The sequence below is a fragment of the Streptomyces sp. V3I8 genome, assembly GCF_030817535.1.
Taxonomy (GTDB): domain Bacteria; phylum Actinomycetota; class Actinomycetes; order Streptomycetales; family Streptomycetaceae; genus Streptomyces.
The window spans coordinates 5208906-5225749 of the sequence record NZ_JAUSZL010000002.1 but is presented as its reverse complement, the minus strand read 5'-3'; the positions used below and the strand labels follow the sequence as shown (position 1 = coordinate 5225749).

Here is a 16844-nt window from a genome sequence, read left to right as displayed (position 1 = left end):
GTCAGGCTGCCGTTCCGCACTTTGCCTGCCCTTTGCGGTGGGCCATTGTTGCAGCCCGGGGCGGCCGTCGAGAGCCAGGCCGTCGCAGTCGTTCCGTCAGACCACGACCGTGGCGCGGAAAATCGTTCCGCTTCCGGAGACTTCCGCCTTCTCGCCCGCCGGTACGAAGACGGATCCGCCGGGGGCGAGGACCTGGTCACCGGCCCGTACGGAGCCCGTGGTGCACAGCAGGATCTGCGGGGTGGGGCGGGTGAGGTCGTGGGCGGGGCCGCCCTCCGGGAGCACGTACCGGGAGAGGCGGAACTCGTCGATGGGGGTCGCGTAGACCTCTTCGCCGTCCGGGGCGGCCTCGGGGCGCAGTACGCCCGGGTCGCCGGCCTCGAAGCGGACGATCCGCAGGAGTTCGGGGACGTCGACGTGCTTGGGGGTGAGTCCGCAGCGCAGCACGTTGTCGGAGTTGGCCATGATCTCGACGCCGAGGCCGTTCAGGTACGCGTGCGGGACGCCGGCGCCGAGGAACAGGGCCTCACCGGGCTGCAGTCGTACGTGGTTGAGGAGCATCGCGGCGATGACACCCGGGTCGCCGGGGTAGTGGTGGGCGATCGCGGCGTAGGGGGCGTGGGCGCCGCCGAGCCGGGCGCAGGCCGCGGCGGCCTCGGTGACCGTGGTCGCCATCAGCTCGGGGTCCGCAGTAAGTACTGCGGTCAGCACCTCGCGCAGCGCGGCCTCTTCCGGGCGGGCGTGCAGCAGGTCGACGTACGGCTTCAGGGAGTCGACCCCGAGGGCCGAGAGCAGCTCGGCGGCCTCCAGCGGGGCGCGGAATCCGCACAGGCCGTCGAACTCGGTGAGCGCGCAGATCAGTTCGGGCTTGTGGTTGGCGTCCTTGTAGTTGCGGTGCGGTGCGTCGACCGGGACGCCGCGGCGCTCCTCGTCCTCGTACCCCTCCCTGGCCTGGGTCAGGTCGGGGTGGACCTGGAGGGAGAGGGGGGCGCCCGCGGCGAGGATCTTCAGCAGGAACGGGAGGCGCGGGCCGAACCTGGCGACCGCCCCGGTGCCCAGTTCGCGCTCGGGGGCCGCGTCGATCACCTCGGTGAGGGGGCCGCGGGGGGTGAGCGAGGGCGCGCCCGGGTGGGCGCCCATCCACATCTCGGCCTGCGGTTCGCCGGTCGGCTCGGTGCCGAGGAGCCGCGCAATGGCCGTGGTGGAGCCCCAGGCGTAGGGACGGACGGTGTTGTCGAGGCGGTCCATGCTCTGTCTTCTTCTCCGTACGTGTGCTGGTACGTGTGCCGGCGCGCCGCGTACCGGTCGACGGGTTCCGCGGGGCGTCGGGCGGGATCAGGCCGTCGAGGCGAGCGCGAGGTAGACGGCGGCGAAGTCCGTCGTGGCGATCAGCTCGGCGAGCGTCACGAGGTCGTCGCCCTCCTCCGGTTCCAGTTCGCTGATCGGCGTGTCGTGGCCGAGGGCCAGCTCGCGGGCGGCCGGGGCGGCGGTGCGGCCGCCGGCCGGGCGGTCCCGCAGCAAAACCACGCGCGCGTGCAGGACCTGTGCGTCCTCGACGCGGTCGCGGAAGAAGTCGTCGGGGTCGGCGCCCGCGGCCAGCGTGCCCGCCAGGAGCACGCTGTGCGCGGCCAGCGCCTCCGGCAGTTCGGCGGTGAGCGCGGGGCGGCCGGCGAGCTCGGCCAGGGCGGCGACGAAGCGGCGGCCGGCCGGGCCCGCGGAGTCGCCCTCGGTCCAGATCACCGGGAGTGCCTCGGCGAGCTCGGAGGCAAGGGTCTTGGCGGGGTTGCTGTAGGTCGCGATGGCGGGGCCGCAGCGCTCGGCGACCCGGTCGAGGCGGTCGGCGACCTTCTGCAGGGCGTCGGGCGGAGCGGCCAGGAGGCCGGTGCGGTCGAGCAGCGCGAGCAGCGGGGTGAGCAGCGCCCACAGGGAGCCGGGCGCCGAGGCGGCGGCCGGGGCCTGCGGCTCGTAGGGGGCGGTCGCCATCGGTACGGAGAGGCCGTGGGCGCCGGCGACCGTGTCGGTGAGCGGGGCGCGGGGCGGGCAGACGGCGACGACGGTGAGGCCGCGCCGGTAGGCCTGCTCGACGAGGAGCGAGAGGCCGGGCTCGCTGCCGTCCGGGGTGGCGATCAGGAGCAGGTCCACCGGGCCCGCCCAGCCCGGGAGTTCCCAGAGCAGGGCGCCGGCGGCGGGGGCCACGCCGCGGGGGGTGAGGCGGGTGACGGGGCAGGCGGCGCCGGCGAGCGTGCCGAGCAGGTCGGCGACGCAGGTGGCGGCCAGGCCGGGGCCCGCGGTCAGGATGGCGCGCGGGCGGCCGTCGGGCTTGAGCTCGGCGATCCCGGCCTCGGTGGCGTGCCGGGCGGCGGTGCGTACGCGGGCGCCGGCCTCGGCGGCGCCGCGGAGCAGTTCCCGCCGGTCCGCGCGGGCCAGCGCCTCTTGGTCGTCGAGGAGTGATTCGTCGAACATGGCGAGCGGCCTCCGGGCACCTGGCGGGAGTGGCTTTGCGTGGTCGGCGGGAGGCTACGCGGGGCGGCGGGCCTCGTCCACGAGGAGGACCGGGATGCCGTCGCGGACGGGATAGGCCAGGCCGCAGTCCTGGCCGGTGCAGATCAGTTCGGCCTCCTGCTCCTTGAGGGGGGCGTGGCAGGCCGGGCAGGCGAGGATCTCCAGGAGGCCGGCTTCTAGCGGCATGTCGGGTCCCTTCGGGGGTGGGTGCGGATCACCGGGGATGTGGCCTGGTCAGGGTACCGCCGCGGGCCGGTGGGCACCGAGGGTGCTCGCCGCGGGTCCCCTGTCGTGCCTGCGCGCCCGCCCTCGGACGCCAGATGCCGGACGCCAGATGCCGGATGCCGGATGCCGGATGCCGGACGGTTCCGGGGGAGTCAGCCCCTGATGATCGCCAGTGCCTCGTCCCGGACCTCGGTCATCGTCGCCTCGTCGCGGGCCTCCGCGTTCAGGCGCAGGAGCGGTTCCGTGTTGGAGGGGCGGACGTTGAACCACCAGTCGGCGGCCGTGACGGTGAGGCCGTCGAGTTCGTCGAGGGTGACACCCTCGCGGCCCTCGTACGCCGTCCTGATCGCGGCGATGCGGCCCGCCTGGTCGTCGACCGTGGAGTTGATCTCGCCCGAGCCCGCGTAGCGGTCGTACTGGGCGACGAGCGCGGAGAGCGTGCCCTCCTGGCCGCCGAGGGCGGCCAGGACGTGGAGCGCCGCGAGCATGCCCGTGTCGGCGTTCCAGAAGTCCTTGAAGTAGTAGTGCGCGGAGTGCTCGCCGCCGAAGATGGCGCCGGAGGCGGCCATTTCGGCCTTGATGAAGGAGTGGCCGACGCGGGTGCGGACCGGTGTGCCGCCGTTCTCCCGGACGACCTCGGGGACCGACCAGGAGGTGATCAGGTTGTGGATGACCGTGCCCCTGCCGCCGTACCTGGCCAGCTCGCGTGCGGCGACCAGGGCGGTGACCGCGGACGGGGAGACCGGCTCGCCGCGTTCGTCGACGACGAAGCAGCGGTCGGCGTCGCCGTCGAAGGCGATGCCGAGGTCGGCGGACTCCTCGCGGACGCGCTTGCGCAGGTCGACGAGGTTCGCCGGGTCCAGCGGGTTCGCCTCGTGGTTCGGGAACGTGCCGTCCAGTTCGAAGTACATCGGGACGAGTTCGAGGGGCAGGCCGGCGAAGACGGTCGGGACGGTGTGCCCGCCCATGCCGTTGCCCGCGTCCACCACGACCTTCAGGGGGCGTATCGAGGACAGGTCGACGAGGCCGCGCAGGTGCGCCGCGTAGTCCTCCAGCGTGTCGCGCCGGCCGACCGTGCCCGGCGTCGCGTCCGAGGACGGGGCTCCGGAGTCGGTCCAGGACTCGACGAGCTCGCGGATCTCGGTGAGGCCGGTGTCCTGGCCGACGGGGGCCGCGCCCGCCCGGCACATCTTGATGCCGTTGTAGCGGGCCGGGTTGTGCGAGGCCGTGAACATCGCGCCGGGCAGGCCGAACGCCCCCGACGCGTAGTACAGCTGGTCCGTCGAGCAGAGGCCGATCTCGGTGACGTCGACGCCGCGCGCCGCCGCCCCGCGCGCGAAGGCCCGCGACAGACCCGGCGACGAGGGGCGCATGTCGTGCCCGGTCACGATCGCGGTCGCTCCCGTCACCTGGGCGAAGGCCGCACCGAACAGCTCGGCGAGCGTCTCGTCCCACTGGTCCGGGACCACTCCGCGTACGTCGTACGCCTTGACGAGCTGTGACAGATCAGCGGTCACGGCCAACCTTCCTGGAGTCCTCGACGGTGACCCCAAAAGTACCCGCCCGGGCCGGCACCGGGGCACGCGGGAGCCGGGGGGTCGCACACGGGCACCGGACACGGGCCGCGTACGGGTCCGCGCGGGCCGCATGCAGGTCCGCAGGGACCGCGTACGGGGTTACGGGAGCATCCAGTCCAGGACCGGCGAGCTCTGTCCGACGACGATCAGGCACATGACCAGCAGGAGTCCGAGGCTCCAGGGCAGCACCTTGCGCAGCAGGTCCCCCTCGCGGCCGGCGAGCCCGACCGCCGCGCAGGCGATCGTGAGGTTCTGCGGCGAGATCATCTTGCCGAGGACGCCGCCCGAGCTGTTGGCGGCCGCCAGGAGCTCGGGGGACAGGCCGGACTCCCTCGCCGCGGTCACCTGGAGGGCGCCGAAGAGCGCGTTGGCCGAGGTGTCCGATCCGGAGACGGCCACACCGAACCAGCCGAGGACGGGCGACAGGAAGGCGAGCCCCGCGCCGGCCGCCGCCACGAAGTGGCCGATCGTGGCCGCCTGTCCGGACAGGTTCATCACGTAGGCGAGCGCCAGGACGGAGGTGACGGTGAGGATCGCGAACCGCAGTTCGTGGACGGTGGCCGCCCATTCCCTGAGCGCCACGCGCGCGTGCACCCCGAGGACGACCGCCGTGCCCATCCCGGCGAGCAGCACCAGGGTGCCGCCGGTGGACACGGCCGGCCAGGTGAAGACGTTGCCGCCGACGGGGTCGCCGTCCGGGTTCACGACGTTCAGGAAGGGCCAGTCGAAGACGCGGGTCGCCTTCGCCAGCAGGTCCTTGACGGGCGGGATCTGGGCGATGGAGAAGATCACGACGATCAGCGCGTACGGGGCGTACGCGCGCAGTACCTCACGGCGCGGGTCCTCCTCGTCCAGGTCCTCGCTGCGGGTGCCCGTCAGGACCGCGGCCCGTACGGGTTCGGCGGCGGGCCTGCGCGCGTGCGGCACCGCCATCAGCGCGCCCGCTCCGGCCAGGGCGGCCCCGATGTCGGCGAGTTGGGGCGAGAGGTAGTTGGAGGCGGCGAACTGGGCCACGGCGAAGGCGACTCCGCACGCCAGCGCGGGCACCCAGGTCTCGCGCAGGCCCCGCCGCCCGTCCACCAGGAAGACCAGCACCAGGGGCACCACCAGGGCCAGCAGCGGGGTCTGACGGCCCACCACGGAGGCGACGGTGTCCAGGGGCAGGTCGGTGACCTGGGCCAGCGTCACGACCGGTGTGCCCATCGCTCCGAAGGCGACCGGGGCGGTGTTGGCGACCAGCGCGACCACCGCGGCGCGGACGGGGTCGAAGCCGAGCGCGACGAGCATCACCGAGCAGATGGCGACGGGCGCACCGAAGCCCGCGAGGGCCTCCAGGAGCGCGCCGAAGCAGAACGCGACGACGAGCGCCTGGATGCGCGGGTCGTCGGAGAGCCGTCCGAAGGAGCGGCGCAGGATGTCGAAGTGCCGGGTGCGGACGGTCATCCGGTACACCCAGAGGGCGTTGACGACGATCCACAGGATGGGGAAGAGGCCGAACAGCGCTCCCTGCGCGGCGCTGGAGAGCGTCTGGCCGGCCGGCATGCCGTACACGAGCGTGGCGACCAGGACGGCCGCCGCGAGGCCGATGAGGCCGGCCAGGTGCGCCTTCATGCGGACCCCGCCGAGCAGGACGAGGACGATGACGAGGGGCAGGGTCGCGACGAGCGCGGACAGACCGAGCGAGTCGGCCACGGGCTCGAGTTCCTGGACGTACACGGAGCCTCCCCCGGATTCCGCCATGCGGAAATCAATTTCTCATGGGCCGGGGAAAATGGTCGTGTCCGCGACAAGGGCGCGTCAATGGCCGTGCATCGTCGAATGAAACGCGCAGGGAGCACGCAGGGAACGCGTACGCAGAAAAGTCCCCTTCACGGGGCGGGCCTTGCGGAGCCGCGGCGCGTGCGCGCCGGGCTCAGGAGTCCGGGGAGCGCAGGACCCGCAGGTGGCCGCGGCGGGGCACATCCGTCGGGTCCGCGCCGCGGGCGCCGCCGTTCGCCCGCGCCGAACGCTCCGGCGGGCGGGCCGCCTCGCGGACCGCGTTGGCGAGTGCTTCGAGGTCGTCGCCGGTGGGGCGGGAGGGGGCGGAGGCGTCGGCGAGCCTGACGACCTCCCAGCCGCGCGGGGCGGTGAGGCGCTCGGAGTGCTCGGCGCACAGGTCGTAGCAGTGGGGTTCGGCGTAGGTGGCGAGCGGGCCGAGGACCGCGGTCGAGTCGGCGTAGACGTACGTCAGCGTCGCTACGGCGGGACGGCCGCAAGCGGTGCGCGAACAGCGACGTACAGGGCTCACGATGTTGGACGGTACCGCACTCTTGAACGGGCCGCGACGACCCACCCCCGGCCGCTCCGCCGTGTCGCCCTGTGACGCCCGCCACAAGGGCTCCCGGCGAGCCGTCTTGACCTGGGGGTACGCCTGTTGGCGAGATGCCGGACAAGCGCGCGAGTGATCGCGATTCGGTGTAAATCCTGTCAATCACCGTGCTTCCCGTGGTCCGTGAGGATACGGAAACGAGCCACAGCTTGGCCGGAACGGCCATTTCGCGCCCCGCCGGGGACGAGGGCCGTGCCGTCGACTGGACGTGTGCCATGTGCGGGCGGGCGCGGTGCGCGGGGATTACGCTTCGTCGGTGATGGACAACCCCGTACCGCCCCCTCCCGCCGAGCCCAGGCCCCGCCGTCGTGACCGACACGGGCGGGGCATGCGTGGACCGGTGGCACCGCCCCAGGTGCCCCTCTCGGCCAGCCGCGGCGAAGTCTTCGCCGATCTGGTGCAGGACTCCGTGGAACGGCTGGAGCGGCGGTGGCCGCAGCTCACCGAGATCGAGTTCATGGTGCTGGAGGTGCCCCGGTTCGGTCCCGCCGGCGACGACGGCTGGGGCGACGAGGCGGTGCCGCTGGGCGGCACGACCCCGGCGCACGAGGACCGGCCCGCGCGGGTCGTCGTCTACCGGCGTCCCGTGGAGATCCGTACCAAGGGACGCGACGAGCGGGCCGCGCTGGTGCACGAGGTCGTGGTGGAACAGGTCGCCGAGCTGCTGGGGCTGACCCCCGAGACCGTCGATCCCCGGTACGGCGAGGACTGACCCGGGGCGGGACCGGGCGTGGACCGGTCCGGGGGTCCGGACGTCCGGACCCCCGGCGGGCGCCTACTTCATCAGCACCGAGAGGTCCTGCTCCGCCTCCGGGACCTTCACCGTCCCCCGGTCGTCCGGGAGGGTCTGCACGGTGAACATCGGCACCCCGTCCTCGGGCGCCTCCAGCAGGCGCGCCGCGTGGACGGGACCGCCGGACAGCGGCTCCACCGTGAGCGCGTACATGCCCTTGAGACCGCTCGGCACGGGCAGTGGCACGTTCTGCGTGGTGCCGGCCTTGAGCTTGTACGTCTTCGAGGCCGCCGTGCCGCCGCCGCTGCCCGCGGAGGCCGTGACCCTGACCTCGGCGCCCCGGCCGGGGGCGGCCAGGGAGAGGGTGGAGCCCTTGGAGCGGTTGCCGGCCGCCGTCGCGCGGGCGCCCACCGCCGCCGTGGCCGGGATGAACGCCGTCTCCCGGCTGTCGCCCTTGCCGCGGACCACCCGCAGGGCCGCGACGACGGGGGCGGACTTCCCGGTCGGTGTCAGCACCAGGGAGCCCGCCTCGCCGCGCGTGACGTCGCCGAGGTCGACGGCGGCCGTCATGCCCGCCTTCACGTGCAGCGTCTCGTGTCCGGCGGGGGTGATCGACCCGGTCGGCGAGGCGAGCCGCACCTTGAGGTCGGCGTCGGCCTCACCGGGCGCGAAGGCGACCAGGCGTACGGAGGTGGCGTCCTTCGGGATGCCCGGCAGGACGAGGCTGTCCGCGGGGGCGGCGGAGGGGGCGAGCCAGTCGCCGCCGAGCGTGTCGTCGAGGGCCTGGACGGCGGCGGCCACCCGGCCGCTGCGGACCGTGACGTGCACGGTGAGGTCGGTCTCCGGTTCGTCGATGAGCGTCGACAGGAGCACCGACTCGCCGGCGTGCGGCGGGATCTTGATGCCCTCGCCGACCGTCGACTTGAGGGTCCCGTCCTTGCCGTACAGCTCGATGTCGGCGACGGCCGCGGAGTCGTCCGGGTTGGTCAGGTGCGCGTAGTCCGTACGCTCCTTGGCGGTACTGGCGCCCGGGAACCAGAAGTCCGTGTCGGGGGCCGAGCAGGCGGTGCCGAGCAGGCCGCGGCCGGTGCCCGCCTCGACCTGGGTGGTCTGCTGGACGGCCCAGCCGGGTGCGAACCGGCCCTCGGCCGTACCGAGGAGCGCGGGCGACTCGGCGCCGGAGGACTCGCCGGTGACCGGCTTCCCGGGCTCCTTCGACGTCAGGAAGGACTTCCCCTTCTTGCCGCCGGCCTCGCCGTCCGCCTCGTCATCTGTCTTGTCGTCCGTCTTGTCGCCCTTGTCGTCCTTCTGCGCGCCCGCGGTCACCAGCGCGGCCCCGCCGCCCGAGCCGGTGCCCTCGGTGACGGGCGTGAAGGACGTGTACGCCGTCTCGGCCAGGTCCGAGGTGCTCGGCACGGGGCAGAGCAGGCTGGTGCGCTCCACGGGCAGCTGTGCGGCCGCCTTCGCCGTGTCCGGGGCGGCCGTCCCGGGCTCCGACATCGAGGCGAAGCCGGTGACGGCGGCGAGCGCGGTCACGCCGGCGATCAGGGACACGGTGGTGCGGTTCACTGCTGGCTCCCGTCGGGGCGCTCACTGTCGGTGCCGTGCGACGGCTGTTGCTGCTGCTGTTGCTGTTGCTGTTGCTGCTGTTGCTGCGTCGGGTCGTACTGCGGGTCGTAGCCCTGCCCGTACGACTGCGACGGGTCGTAGCCCGCGTTCCCCTGGTCGTAGGCCGCGTACGGGTCGTAGGAGCCGGCCTGGTACGGGTCCGCCTGGTACTGCTGCTGCTCGTACGTGCCGGCCGGGTACTGCGGGGCGCCCTGGTACTGCTCGCCGCCGTAGGTGCCGTACTCCGCCGCGTACGTCGCCGAGTCCCACTCGTCGTAGGCCTGCTGCTGCGGGACCGCAGGCGCCGCGGGAGCCTCCTGCGGGGCGGGCGGGGAGCCGGGCGCGAACGCGTCCGGCTGCTCCTCCGGTGCCTGCCCGGCGCCTTCGGCCCGCTGGGTCTGCTCGGCCTCGGCCTCCGCCCGGTCGCGCAGGCGGCGGGCCCTGCGGCCGTCGCCCGACGCGGTCTCGACGGGTGCGGCGGTCTCCTCCTCGGGAAGGTCGTCGTCGACGTCGCGGCGCCGGCCCGGCAGCGCGAGGATCACGAGGAGGACGGCGAACGCGCCCTGTCCCCACAGCCGGCCGGTGTGGCTCAGCGGCGCTTCGAAGGTGACGTCCAGGCGGCCGGCCGCGGCGGGCAGTTCGAAGCCCTGCGCCCAGCCGTCGAGGGTGGTCCTGGTGAGCGGCTTGCCGTCGAGGGTGGCCGTCCAGCCCTCGTCGGCGGTGTCCGCGAGGCGCAGGACGCGGCCTTCGGCGCCGGCCGGAATCGTGGTGTGGAGTTCGACGGGGCCGGCGGCGATGGGCTGCGGGTCGCCCGATTCGGGGACGACGGCCGCGCGCGCGACCTGCCGGTCGACGCGCCACAGGGCGCTGCCGTCCTGCTGGCTCAGCCGGCTCAGGCCCGGTGTGGCGTCCAGGACGCGGCTGACCTCGCGGGGCGCGCCGTCGCGCACCAGGACGTACCGCACGGCGAAGCCGCCGAGCTGGTCGGCCTGGTCGGCTCCGGAGCCCGCCACGAGGTTGGCGACGACCTTGTCGAGCGTCTTGTTGTCGCCGTCCGCCGCGGCCAGTTCGGCGTCGCCGAGGCGGGCGCCGGAACCGCGGACGAGGGTGTAGCCGACCCGGACCGCCGAGTCGCTGTCGAGGACGAGCGTGCGGGCCTGGTCGCGGGTGCCGCTCTCCTCCGCGACGAACGCGGGCACCTGGACGGGGTCGCGCCGCTCCAGCGGGCCGTCCGCGCCGCGGATCATCCAGCCGGCGGCGATGAGCAGGGGTCCGGCGGCCGAGGCGAAGGCGATGAGCACGGCGACCGGCTGGCGCCAGCCGAAGCTCTGCTCGGCCACGCGCGAGCGTGCCCCGTCGGCGCCGAGCGCGGCGGCGGCGAGGAAGGCGAGGCCGTAGACGAGGGTGGCTGGCCCCGCCCAGGTGGAGCCGTTCGACAGGGCGGCGAAGACGAGCGACACCAGCGCGGCGGTCCAGGCGGCGTGGATGCCCAGCCGCCGTTCGGCGCGCAGCAGGGCGGCCACGGCGGCGCACACGATGCCGATGAGCATCAGCCCGCTGACCGTGCCGGGCCCGCCCGGGCTCGCGCCCAGCAGGTCGAGCGCGGAGGCCGCCCCCGACTCGTACTCCATGCCGGCCTCCTGGAAGAAGCCGAACGGGAGCAGGGAGAACGACCAGGGGGCGAGGACCAGCAGCGGGGTGCCGAGCTGGGCCAGGAACCGGAGCCCGTAGGCGGCGATGTCCGCGCGGCGCACGACCGCCAGGGCGAGGCCGAGCACCAGCGCGATGGGCCACACGATCGGCGTGAACGCGGTGGCCAGGGTCAGCAGCAGCGCGTACGCCCAGGTGGCGCGCCAGCTGCCGCGGCCCGTCGCCGAGGCGAGGCCGCTCGCCGCGACGCCCGCGCGCGCGATGAGGGGCAGCAGGACGGCGAGCACCGCGGTGCCGAGGCGGCCGCCCGCGAGGGCGCCGGTGGCGGCGGGCAAAAAGGCGTACGCGACGGACGCCCAGGCGCGCAGCAGGCGCGACTCGACCAGGGGCCGGGAGACGAAGTAGGCGGCGAAGCCGGCCAGCGGCACCGAGCCCACCAGGAGGACGGTGACGGCGAGACCGGTGGACCCGAACAGCACGCTCGCGAGCATCGCGACGAGCGCGAAGTAGGGCGGCGCGGTCTGGGTGCCGCCGGCGCCCACCGGATGCCAGGCGTCCAGGTAGCGCGCCCACAGTTCGGAGGAGTCCGTGGGAGCGGGCAGCAGCGCGCCGCCCGCGAGCGCGCCGCCGCCGAGGAGCTCACGGCAGGCGACGAGGGAGACGAGGAGGAGCAGGACGAAGACCATCGGCCCGGGCTTGCGGGCGACGCGCTTGAGGCGCGCGAACTGCTCGACCTGCAGGAAGTCCGCGTCGTCGCCGCCCGGTCCGGACTCCACGGCGCTGCCGTGGCGCCCGGCCGCGGTCAGCTCGGCGTCGGAGCGGCCCGCGAGGCTGCCGGCGACCTGCTCGACGGTGGCCCGGACGGTGGCCCCGGGGGGTGGGAACAGGGCGCGCAGTTCGTCCCTGCCGACCTGTGGGCCGCCCCGTCCGCGGCGGCCCGCGATGATGCGCTCGGGGCGCAGCAGGGTGCCCAGCAGGCCGCGGATCTCGTCGACCGCCTGTCCGGGGGCCTTGCCGACGAGGTACGCGACCGTGCGCAGCAGCGTGCCGAGGACGAGCCGTACGAGGACCCAGGGGAGCTGTGCGCCGCGGGAGTTGACGAGGAGGGTGTAGGCGGCGCCCGCCTTGTCGACCTTGTGCGGGGAGGCGGAGGTGCGGCCCACGCAGTCGACGGTGCGGCGCTCGCGGGAGGACGCCTCGGCGTGCCGCACGGCCGCTTCGGGGGCGACCAGGACGCGGTGTCCCGCGGCCTGGGCGCGCCAGCACAGGTCGATGTCGTCGCGCATCAGGGGCAGCCTGCGGTCGAAGCCGCCCAGCTCCTCGTAGACGTCGCGGCGGATCAGCATGCCGGCGGTGGACACGGCCAGCACGGGCTGGACGTGGTCGTGCTGGCCCTGGTCCTGCTCGCGCCGGTCGAGGCCGGTCCAGCGGCGGCCGCTGTTGGCGATGGTGACGCCGACCTCCAGCAGCTGCCTGCGGTCGTACCAGCCGCGCAGCTTGGGGCCGACGACCGCGACCTCCTTGCCGAGCTCCCGTTCCTTCTCCACGACGCGCAGCAGCTGGGCCAGGGCGTCGTGCTCGGGGGCGCAGTCGTCGTGCAGGAGCCACAGCCACTGCTCGGGCTCGCCGTGCGGCAGCTCCGGCATGTCGTACGCGTCGTCGCGCCAGCTGCGCGTGACCGGGTCCCAGCCGCTGGGGCGCTTCAGGTAGGGGAGGTCGTCCGGGGTCAGCACGCCCGCGCTGCGGACGGCCTCCTCGACGGCCTGGCCGAAGCCGGTGCGCCGGGCGAGGTGCAGCACCCGGTCGGCGCCGAGGGCGTCGGTGACCAGCTGGGCGGAGGCGTCCGCGCTGCCGGTGTCGGCCGCCACCGCATTCTGCACGGGGCGGTCCTGGCCGAGGAGCCCGGCGAGGGCGTCGGGCAGCCAGCGGGCACCGTCGTGCGAGACGAGCACGGCGGTGACCACGTGCCTCGGGAACTCGGGCGGGCGTCCGGGGTCGGACGCCGCCGAGCCGGCCGGGTCGAACGCTGCGGAGGCAGTGTCGTACTGACCTGCCGAATGGCTGTGCACGGACATCGAGGTACGGGCCCCGGTTCGCTGGACTGCGGTGGACGCCTGTGCCCTGGAGGGACCACGGGGCGTCCCGGACGGAGGCCCACACTAACGGCTGGACAACGGAGCGGCCCGCCGCCTGTGGATAACCCACTGACGACGGGCCGTTCGGTACGTATCGCTATACGGGGTTGTGCGGCGTTCGATCGGACCGCGACCGGAGGGCGATCGGGTCGCGATCGAGCCACGGTCAGACGGCGGCCTTCTTCAGGCGGCGCCGCTCGCGCTCGGACAGACCGCCCCAGATTCCGAAGCGTTCGTCGTTGGCGAGGGCGTATTCAAGGCATTCCGAGCGGACCTCGCAGGCGAGGCAGACCTTTTTCGCCTCCCGGGTGGAGCCGCCCTTCTCAGGGAAGAAGGACTCGGGGTCGGTCTGCGCGCAGAGCGCCCGCTCCTGCCAGCCGAGCTCCTCTTCGGCCTCGTCGACCAGCAGTTCCTGAAACAGCTCGGTCATGTGTGCCCCTCGTCCGTCTCGCGTCCCCGTGAATGCTGCCGCCACCGATTTCGGCTGAACGACACGAGTGAAATTACAAGTGCGCCGATCCGGGCCAGTCAAGCCGAGATCTGCTATTGGGCCTCTTATTCACTCTGCGGAACCAAGGCTATGCGGAAAGTGTTCAAATCGGCATAAACCCTGACAGCCGAAAGGGACCCGGTGGAGCACCGACTCCGCACAGGACGTGTACAGAGGAAGACGCCCAGGACTTCGATCTCGTTCCGACACGGCCGAGGGAGCGAGCCGGATCACCTGTGGATCGCGGGGATCGCACACGGACCAGGGGTCGCACCGCGGCTCGCGCGCCCGGTTGTGCGCCATGTGTCCCGGCAACCCCGTGCACAAACCTTTCGCCTCCGAGATGGACCGGATGAGGTGAAAGATCTCGCACAAACCGGACGTCAGGTTGACAGTGCGGGTGTGAACCGGTGTGCTGGTGGGCATGCTCGCGAACTTGGCACTCACCTCGACCCGCACCGCCGGGTCCCTCGGTGCTGTCCACGCTCGCTGTAGCTGTTGCTGTCGCAGCTGTTGAGCTCACCGCGCTCCCGCTGCCGCCGGGTCCTCCGGGACCGGTCGCCGGTCCCCTCGCCCGTACCAGGGCCCGCCCGCACCCGGGCACACCTCACGCCCGCGATCCGGGCGGCCGGTACGTGACATCCCAGACCTCCAGCACTCCCATCCGCCGAGGAATCCACCGCACCCCATGAACAGCGACAGCGACCTCCAGATCGCCGGCGACATCCTCGAAGTACCGCACCTGCTCCAGCCGCCGCGCGAGCATCCGGCCACCGTGTCCGAGTTCGTCGGCCTCGCCCGCTCCCTCGCCGCCGACCGCTCCCGGTGGGAGCACCTCGTGCGGTACGACGCGACCTCCCGCTGGTACCACCGCCTGCGAACCGGCCCCGGCTACGAGGTGTGGCTGCTGTCCTGGGTGCCCGGGCAGGGCAGCGGACTGCACGACCACGGCCCCTCCTCCGGCGTGCTCACCGTCCTGCAGGGCGCGCTCACCGAGCGCACCGAGCGGGGCACACGCGCCCTGGGCGCGGGCGCGCAGCGCGTGTTCGCGCCCGGCTACGCGCACGAGGTCGTCAACGACACGCTCGAACCCGCCGTCAGCCTGCACGTGTACCACCCGGGGCTGACCGAGATGCCGATGCACGGGGCCCACGCGGCCAGGTGCTCGGTGGCCGAGGTCCGGTAACCGGCTGACACGATGTCGTGGCCGCCTGCGAGACTGCATGCCATGCGCATTGTGGTTCTGGCAGGCGGCATCGGCGGTGCCCGGTTCCTGCGTGGTCTCCAGCGGGCCGCGCCGGACGCGGACATCACCGTCATCGGCAACACCGGGGACGACATCCACCTCTTCGGGCTGAAGGTCTGCCCGGACCTCGACACGGTGATGTACACCCTCGGCGGCGGTATCAACGAGGAACAGGGCTGGGGGCGCGCCGACGAGACGTTCCACCTCAAGGAGGAACTGACCGCGTACGGCGCCGGGCCCTCCTGGTTCGGTCTCGGCGACCGGGACTTCGCGACGCACATCGTGCGGACGCAGATGCTGAGCGCGGGATATCCGCTCAGCGCCGTCACGGAAGCGCTGTGCGACCGGTGGAAACCGGGCGTCCGGCTGATCCCCATGACCGACGACCGCGTCGAGACGCACGTGGCCGTCGAGGTGGACGGCGAGCGCAAGGCCGTCCACTTCCAGGAGTACTGGGTGCGGCTGCGGGCCTCCGTGGACGCGTACGCCGTGGTGCCCGTGGGCGCCGAGCAGTCCAAGCCGGCGCCCGGGGTGCTGGAGGCCCTCGCCGCGGCGGACGTGATCCTCTTCCCGCCGTCCAACCCCGTCGTGTCCGTCGGCACGATCCTGGCCGTGCCCGGCATCCGGGAGGCCATCGCCGAGGCCGGCGTGCCGGTCGTCGGCCTCTCCCCCATCGTCGGGGACGCGCCCGTGCGCGGCATGGCCGACAAGGTCCTGGCGGCCGTCGGTGTCGAGTCCACCGCGGCCGCGGTCGCCGAGCACTACGGCTCGGGCCTCCTCGACGGCTGGCTGGTCGACACGGTGGACGCCGGTGCGGTGGACCGGGTCAACGGGGCGGGCATCCGCTGCCGCGCCGTGCCGCTGATGATGACCGACCTCGACGCGACGGCCGCGATGGCCCGCGAGGCGCTGGCGCTGGCGGAGGAGGTGCGGGGCGCTTGAGCGAGGAGACGTCCCCCGGCGGACCCGCCGGGGAACTGCCCGTGGACACGCCCGGCTACCGGGTCTGGGCGCTGCCCGGACTGCCCGAGGTACGGCCGGGGGACGACCTCGCCAAGCTGATCGCCGCGGCCGGACCGGGACTCGTGGACGGGGACGTGCTGCTGGTCACCTCGAAGATCGTGTCCAAGGCCGAGGGACGCGTCGTCGAGGCGACGGACCGGGAGGCGGCCATCGACGCCGAGACCGTGCGGGTCGTGGCCCGGCGCGGGCCGCTGCGGATCGTGGAGAACCGGCAGGGGCTGGTGATGGCCGCCGCCGGGGTCGACGCCTCCAACACGCCCGCCGGGACCGTGCTGCTGCTGCCCGAGGACCCCGACGCCTCCGCGCGGACGATCCGCGACGGCCTGCGGGACGCCCTCGGCGTCGAGGTCGGCGTCCTCGTCACGGACACGTTCGGGCGGCCCTGGCGGACCGGGCTCACCGATGTCGCCATCGGCGCCGCCGGCGTGCGCGTGCTCGACGACCTGCGGGGCGGCACGGACGCGCACGGCAATCCGCTCGGCGCCACCGTCGTCGCCACCGCCGACGAGCTCGCCGCCGCGGGCGACCTGGTCAAGGGCAAGGCCGCCGGACTGCCGGTCGCCGTCGTGCGCGGGTTGTCCCACGTCGTCGGCGCGCAGGGTGCGGACGGCGCGGACGAGGGGACCCGGGCCCTGGTCAGGGGGGCCCGCGACGACATGTTCCGGCTCGGCACCTCCGAGGCCGTACGGGAGGCCGTCACCCGGCGCCGTACCGTACGGGCCTTCACCGACGAGCCGGTCGACCCCGGTGCCGTACGGCGTGCGGTGGCCGCGGCGGTGACCGCGCCCGCGCCGCACCACACGACGCCGTGGCGGTTCGTCCTCCTGGAGTCGGCCGGGTCGCGCACGCGGCTCCTCGACGCCATGCGGGACGCCTGGATCGCCGACCTGCAGCGGGACGGGAAGAGCGCGGAGTCCATCGAGAGGCGGGTGCGCCGCGGGGACGTGCTGCGCGACGCCCCGTACCTGGTCGTGCCGTGTCTCGTCATGGACGGCTCGCACACCTACGGCGACGACCGGCGCGACGGGGCCGAGCGGGAGATGTTCGTGGTCGCCGCGGGCGCCGGAGTGCAGAACTTCCTGGTCGCGCTCGCCGGGGAGCGGCTCGGGTCCGCGTGGGTGTCGTCGACGATGTTCTGCCGGGACGTCGTACGGGACGTGCTCGCGCTGCCGGCCGGCTGGGACCCCATGGGCGCCGTCGCCGTCGGCCACGCGGCCGAGGAGCCGAAGGCGCGGCCCGAGCGGGATGCGGGGGCGTTCATCGAGGTGCGGTGACCTGCGGGCCACG

At 73.8% G+C, this 16844-nt stretch carries 13 protein-coding genes; 4 read left to right on the top strand and 9 right to left on the bottom strand.

Annotated elements, in window-relative coordinates; all coding sequences use genetic code 11:
- Positions 1 to 96 precede the first annotated feature (96 nt).
- From manA to QFZ75_RS23340, 6 genes are all read right to left on the bottom strand, one after another.
- Positions 97 to 1248, bottom strand: coding sequence for a mannose-6-phosphate isomerase, class I (manA, locus tag QFZ75_RS23365; protein ID WP_307539817.1), 1152 nt, complete (start codon positions 1246 to 1248; stop codon positions 97 to 99).
- Between the two features lie 87 nt (positions 1249 to 1335).
- Positions 1336 to 2463: an SIS domain-containing protein gene (locus QFZ75_RS23360; protein ID WP_307539815.1), complete on the bottom strand. Its 1128-nt coding sequence runs from the start codon at positions 2461 to 2463 to the stop codon at positions 1336 to 1338.
- A gap of 54 nt (positions 2464 to 2517) precedes the next feature.
- On the bottom strand, positions 2518 to 2688 hold the full coding sequence (locus QFZ75_RS23355) for a Trm112 family protein (protein ID WP_015659983.1): 171 nt from the start codon (positions 2686 to 2688) through the stop codon (positions 2518 to 2520).
- Between the two features lie 191 nt (positions 2689 to 2879).
- Positions 2880 to 4244, bottom strand: coding sequence for a phosphomannomutase/phosphoglucomutase (locus QFZ75_RS23350; protein WP_307539811.1), 1365 nt, complete (start codon positions 4242 to 4244; stop codon positions 2880 to 2882).
- 159 nt (positions 4245 to 4403) lie between these two features.
- Complete coding sequence (locus QFZ75_RS23345) at positions 4404 to 6020, bottom strand: L-lactate permease (protein ID WP_307544719.1); 1617 nt, start codon at positions 6018 to 6020, stop codon at positions 4404 to 4406.
- Between the two features lie 196 nt (positions 6021 to 6216).
- Positions 6217 to 6636: a DUF3499 domain-containing protein gene (locus QFZ75_RS23340; RefSeq protein ID WP_307539809.1), complete on the bottom strand. Its 420-nt coding sequence runs from the start codon at positions 6634 to 6636 to the stop codon at positions 6217 to 6219.
- 295 nt (positions 6637 to 6931) lie between these two features.
- On the opposite strand from QFZ75_RS23340, the gene QFZ75_RS23335 reads away from it, so the two are divergent.
- A complete protein-coding gene (locus tag QFZ75_RS23335) occupies positions 6932 to 7384 on the top strand; it encodes a metallopeptidase family protein (protein WP_307544717.1) in 453 nt (150 codons plus the stop codon).
- Positions 7385 to 7447: 63 nt separating this feature from the next.
- On the opposite strand, the gene QFZ75_RS23330 is transcribed toward QFZ75_RS23335, so the two are convergent.
- The 3 genes from QFZ75_RS23330 to QFZ75_RS23320 form a co-directional block, all read right to left on the bottom strand.
- Positions 7448 to 8974 carry a DUF5719 family protein gene (locus tag QFZ75_RS23330; RefSeq protein WP_307539807.1) on the bottom strand — a complete coding sequence of 509 codons (1527 nt, stop codon included), beginning with the start codon at positions 8972 to 8974 and terminating at the stop codon, positions 7448 to 7450.
- Positions 8971 to 12738, bottom strand: coding sequence for a glycosyltransferase (locus QFZ75_RS23325; RefSeq protein WP_307539806.1), 3768 nt, complete (start codon positions 12736 to 12738; stop codon positions 8971 to 8973). Before QFZ75_RS23325 ends, QFZ75_RS23330 begins: the two co-directional genes overlap by 4 nt.
- A gap of 226 nt (positions 12739 to 12964) precedes the next feature.
- Positions 12965 to 13228 (bottom strand): WhiB family transcriptional regulator, encoded by a 264-nt coding sequence (locus QFZ75_RS23320; protein WP_053723761.1) that lies wholly within the window; start codon positions 13226 to 13228, stop codon positions 12965 to 12967.
- Between the two features lie 748 nt (positions 13229 to 13976).
- On the opposite strand from QFZ75_RS23320, the gene QFZ75_RS23315 reads away from it, so the two are divergent.
- From QFZ75_RS23315 to QFZ75_RS23305, 3 genes are read left to right on the top strand one after another with little or no spacing between them, the layout of a single operon-like run.
- The gene (locus tag QFZ75_RS23315; RefSeq protein WP_307539804.1) at positions 13977 to 14474 is read left to right on the top strand and encodes a cysteine dioxygenase family protein; all 498 of its coding nucleotides are present in this window, start codon (positions 13977 to 13979) and stop codon (positions 14472 to 14474) included.
- 42 nt (positions 14475 to 14516) lie between these two features.
- Positions 14517 to 15476: a 2-phospho-L-lactate transferase gene (gene cofD, locus QFZ75_RS23310; protein WP_307539802.1), complete on the top strand. Its 960-nt coding sequence runs from the start codon at positions 14517 to 14519 to the stop codon at positions 15474 to 15476.
- Positions 15473 to 16831: a coenzyme F420-0:L-glutamate ligase gene (locus QFZ75_RS23305; RefSeq protein ID WP_307539800.1), complete on the top strand. Its 1359-nt coding sequence runs from the start codon at positions 15473 to 15475 to the stop codon at positions 16829 to 16831. Before cofD ends, QFZ75_RS23305 begins: the two co-directional genes overlap by 4 nt.
- The last annotated feature ends 13 nt before the right edge of the window (positions 16832 to 16844 follow it).

What these genes read in the sequence shown, in the direction of transcription:
- QFZ75_RS23360 (WP_307539815.1), bottom strand. Translation starts at nt 2,463, where the DNA reads ATGTTCGACGAATCACTCCTCGACGACCAAGAGGCGCTGGCCCGCGCG.
- manA (WP_307539817.1), bottom strand. Translation starts at nt 1,248, where the DNA reads ATGGACCGCCTCGACAACACCGTCCGTCCCTACGCCTGGGGCTCCACC.
- QFZ75_RS23320 (WP_053723761.1), bottom strand. Translation starts at nt 13,228, where the DNA reads ATGACCGAGCTGTTTCAGGAACTGCTGGTCGACGAGGCCGAAGAGGAG.
- QFZ75_RS23335 (WP_307544717.1), top strand. Translation starts at nt 6,932, where the DNA reads ATGGACAACCCCGTACCGCCCCCTCCCGCCGAGCCCAGGCCCCGCCGT.
- QFZ75_RS23325 (WP_307539806.1), bottom strand. Translation starts at nt 12,738, where the DNA reads ATGTCCGTGCACAGCCATTCGGCAGGTCAGTACGACACTGCCTCCGCA.
- cofD (WP_307539802.1), top strand. Translation starts at nt 14,517, where the DNA reads ATGCGCATTGTGGTTCTGGCAGGCGGCATCGGCGGTGCCCGGTTCCTG.
- QFZ75_RS23315 (WP_307539804.1), top strand. Translation starts at nt 13,977, where the DNA reads ATGAACAGCGACAGCGACCTCCAGATCGCCGGCGACATCCTCGAAGTA.
- QFZ75_RS23355 (WP_015659983.1), bottom strand. Translation starts at nt 2,688, where the DNA reads ATGCCGCTAGAAGCCGGCCTCCTGGAGATCCTCGCCTGCCCGGCCTGC.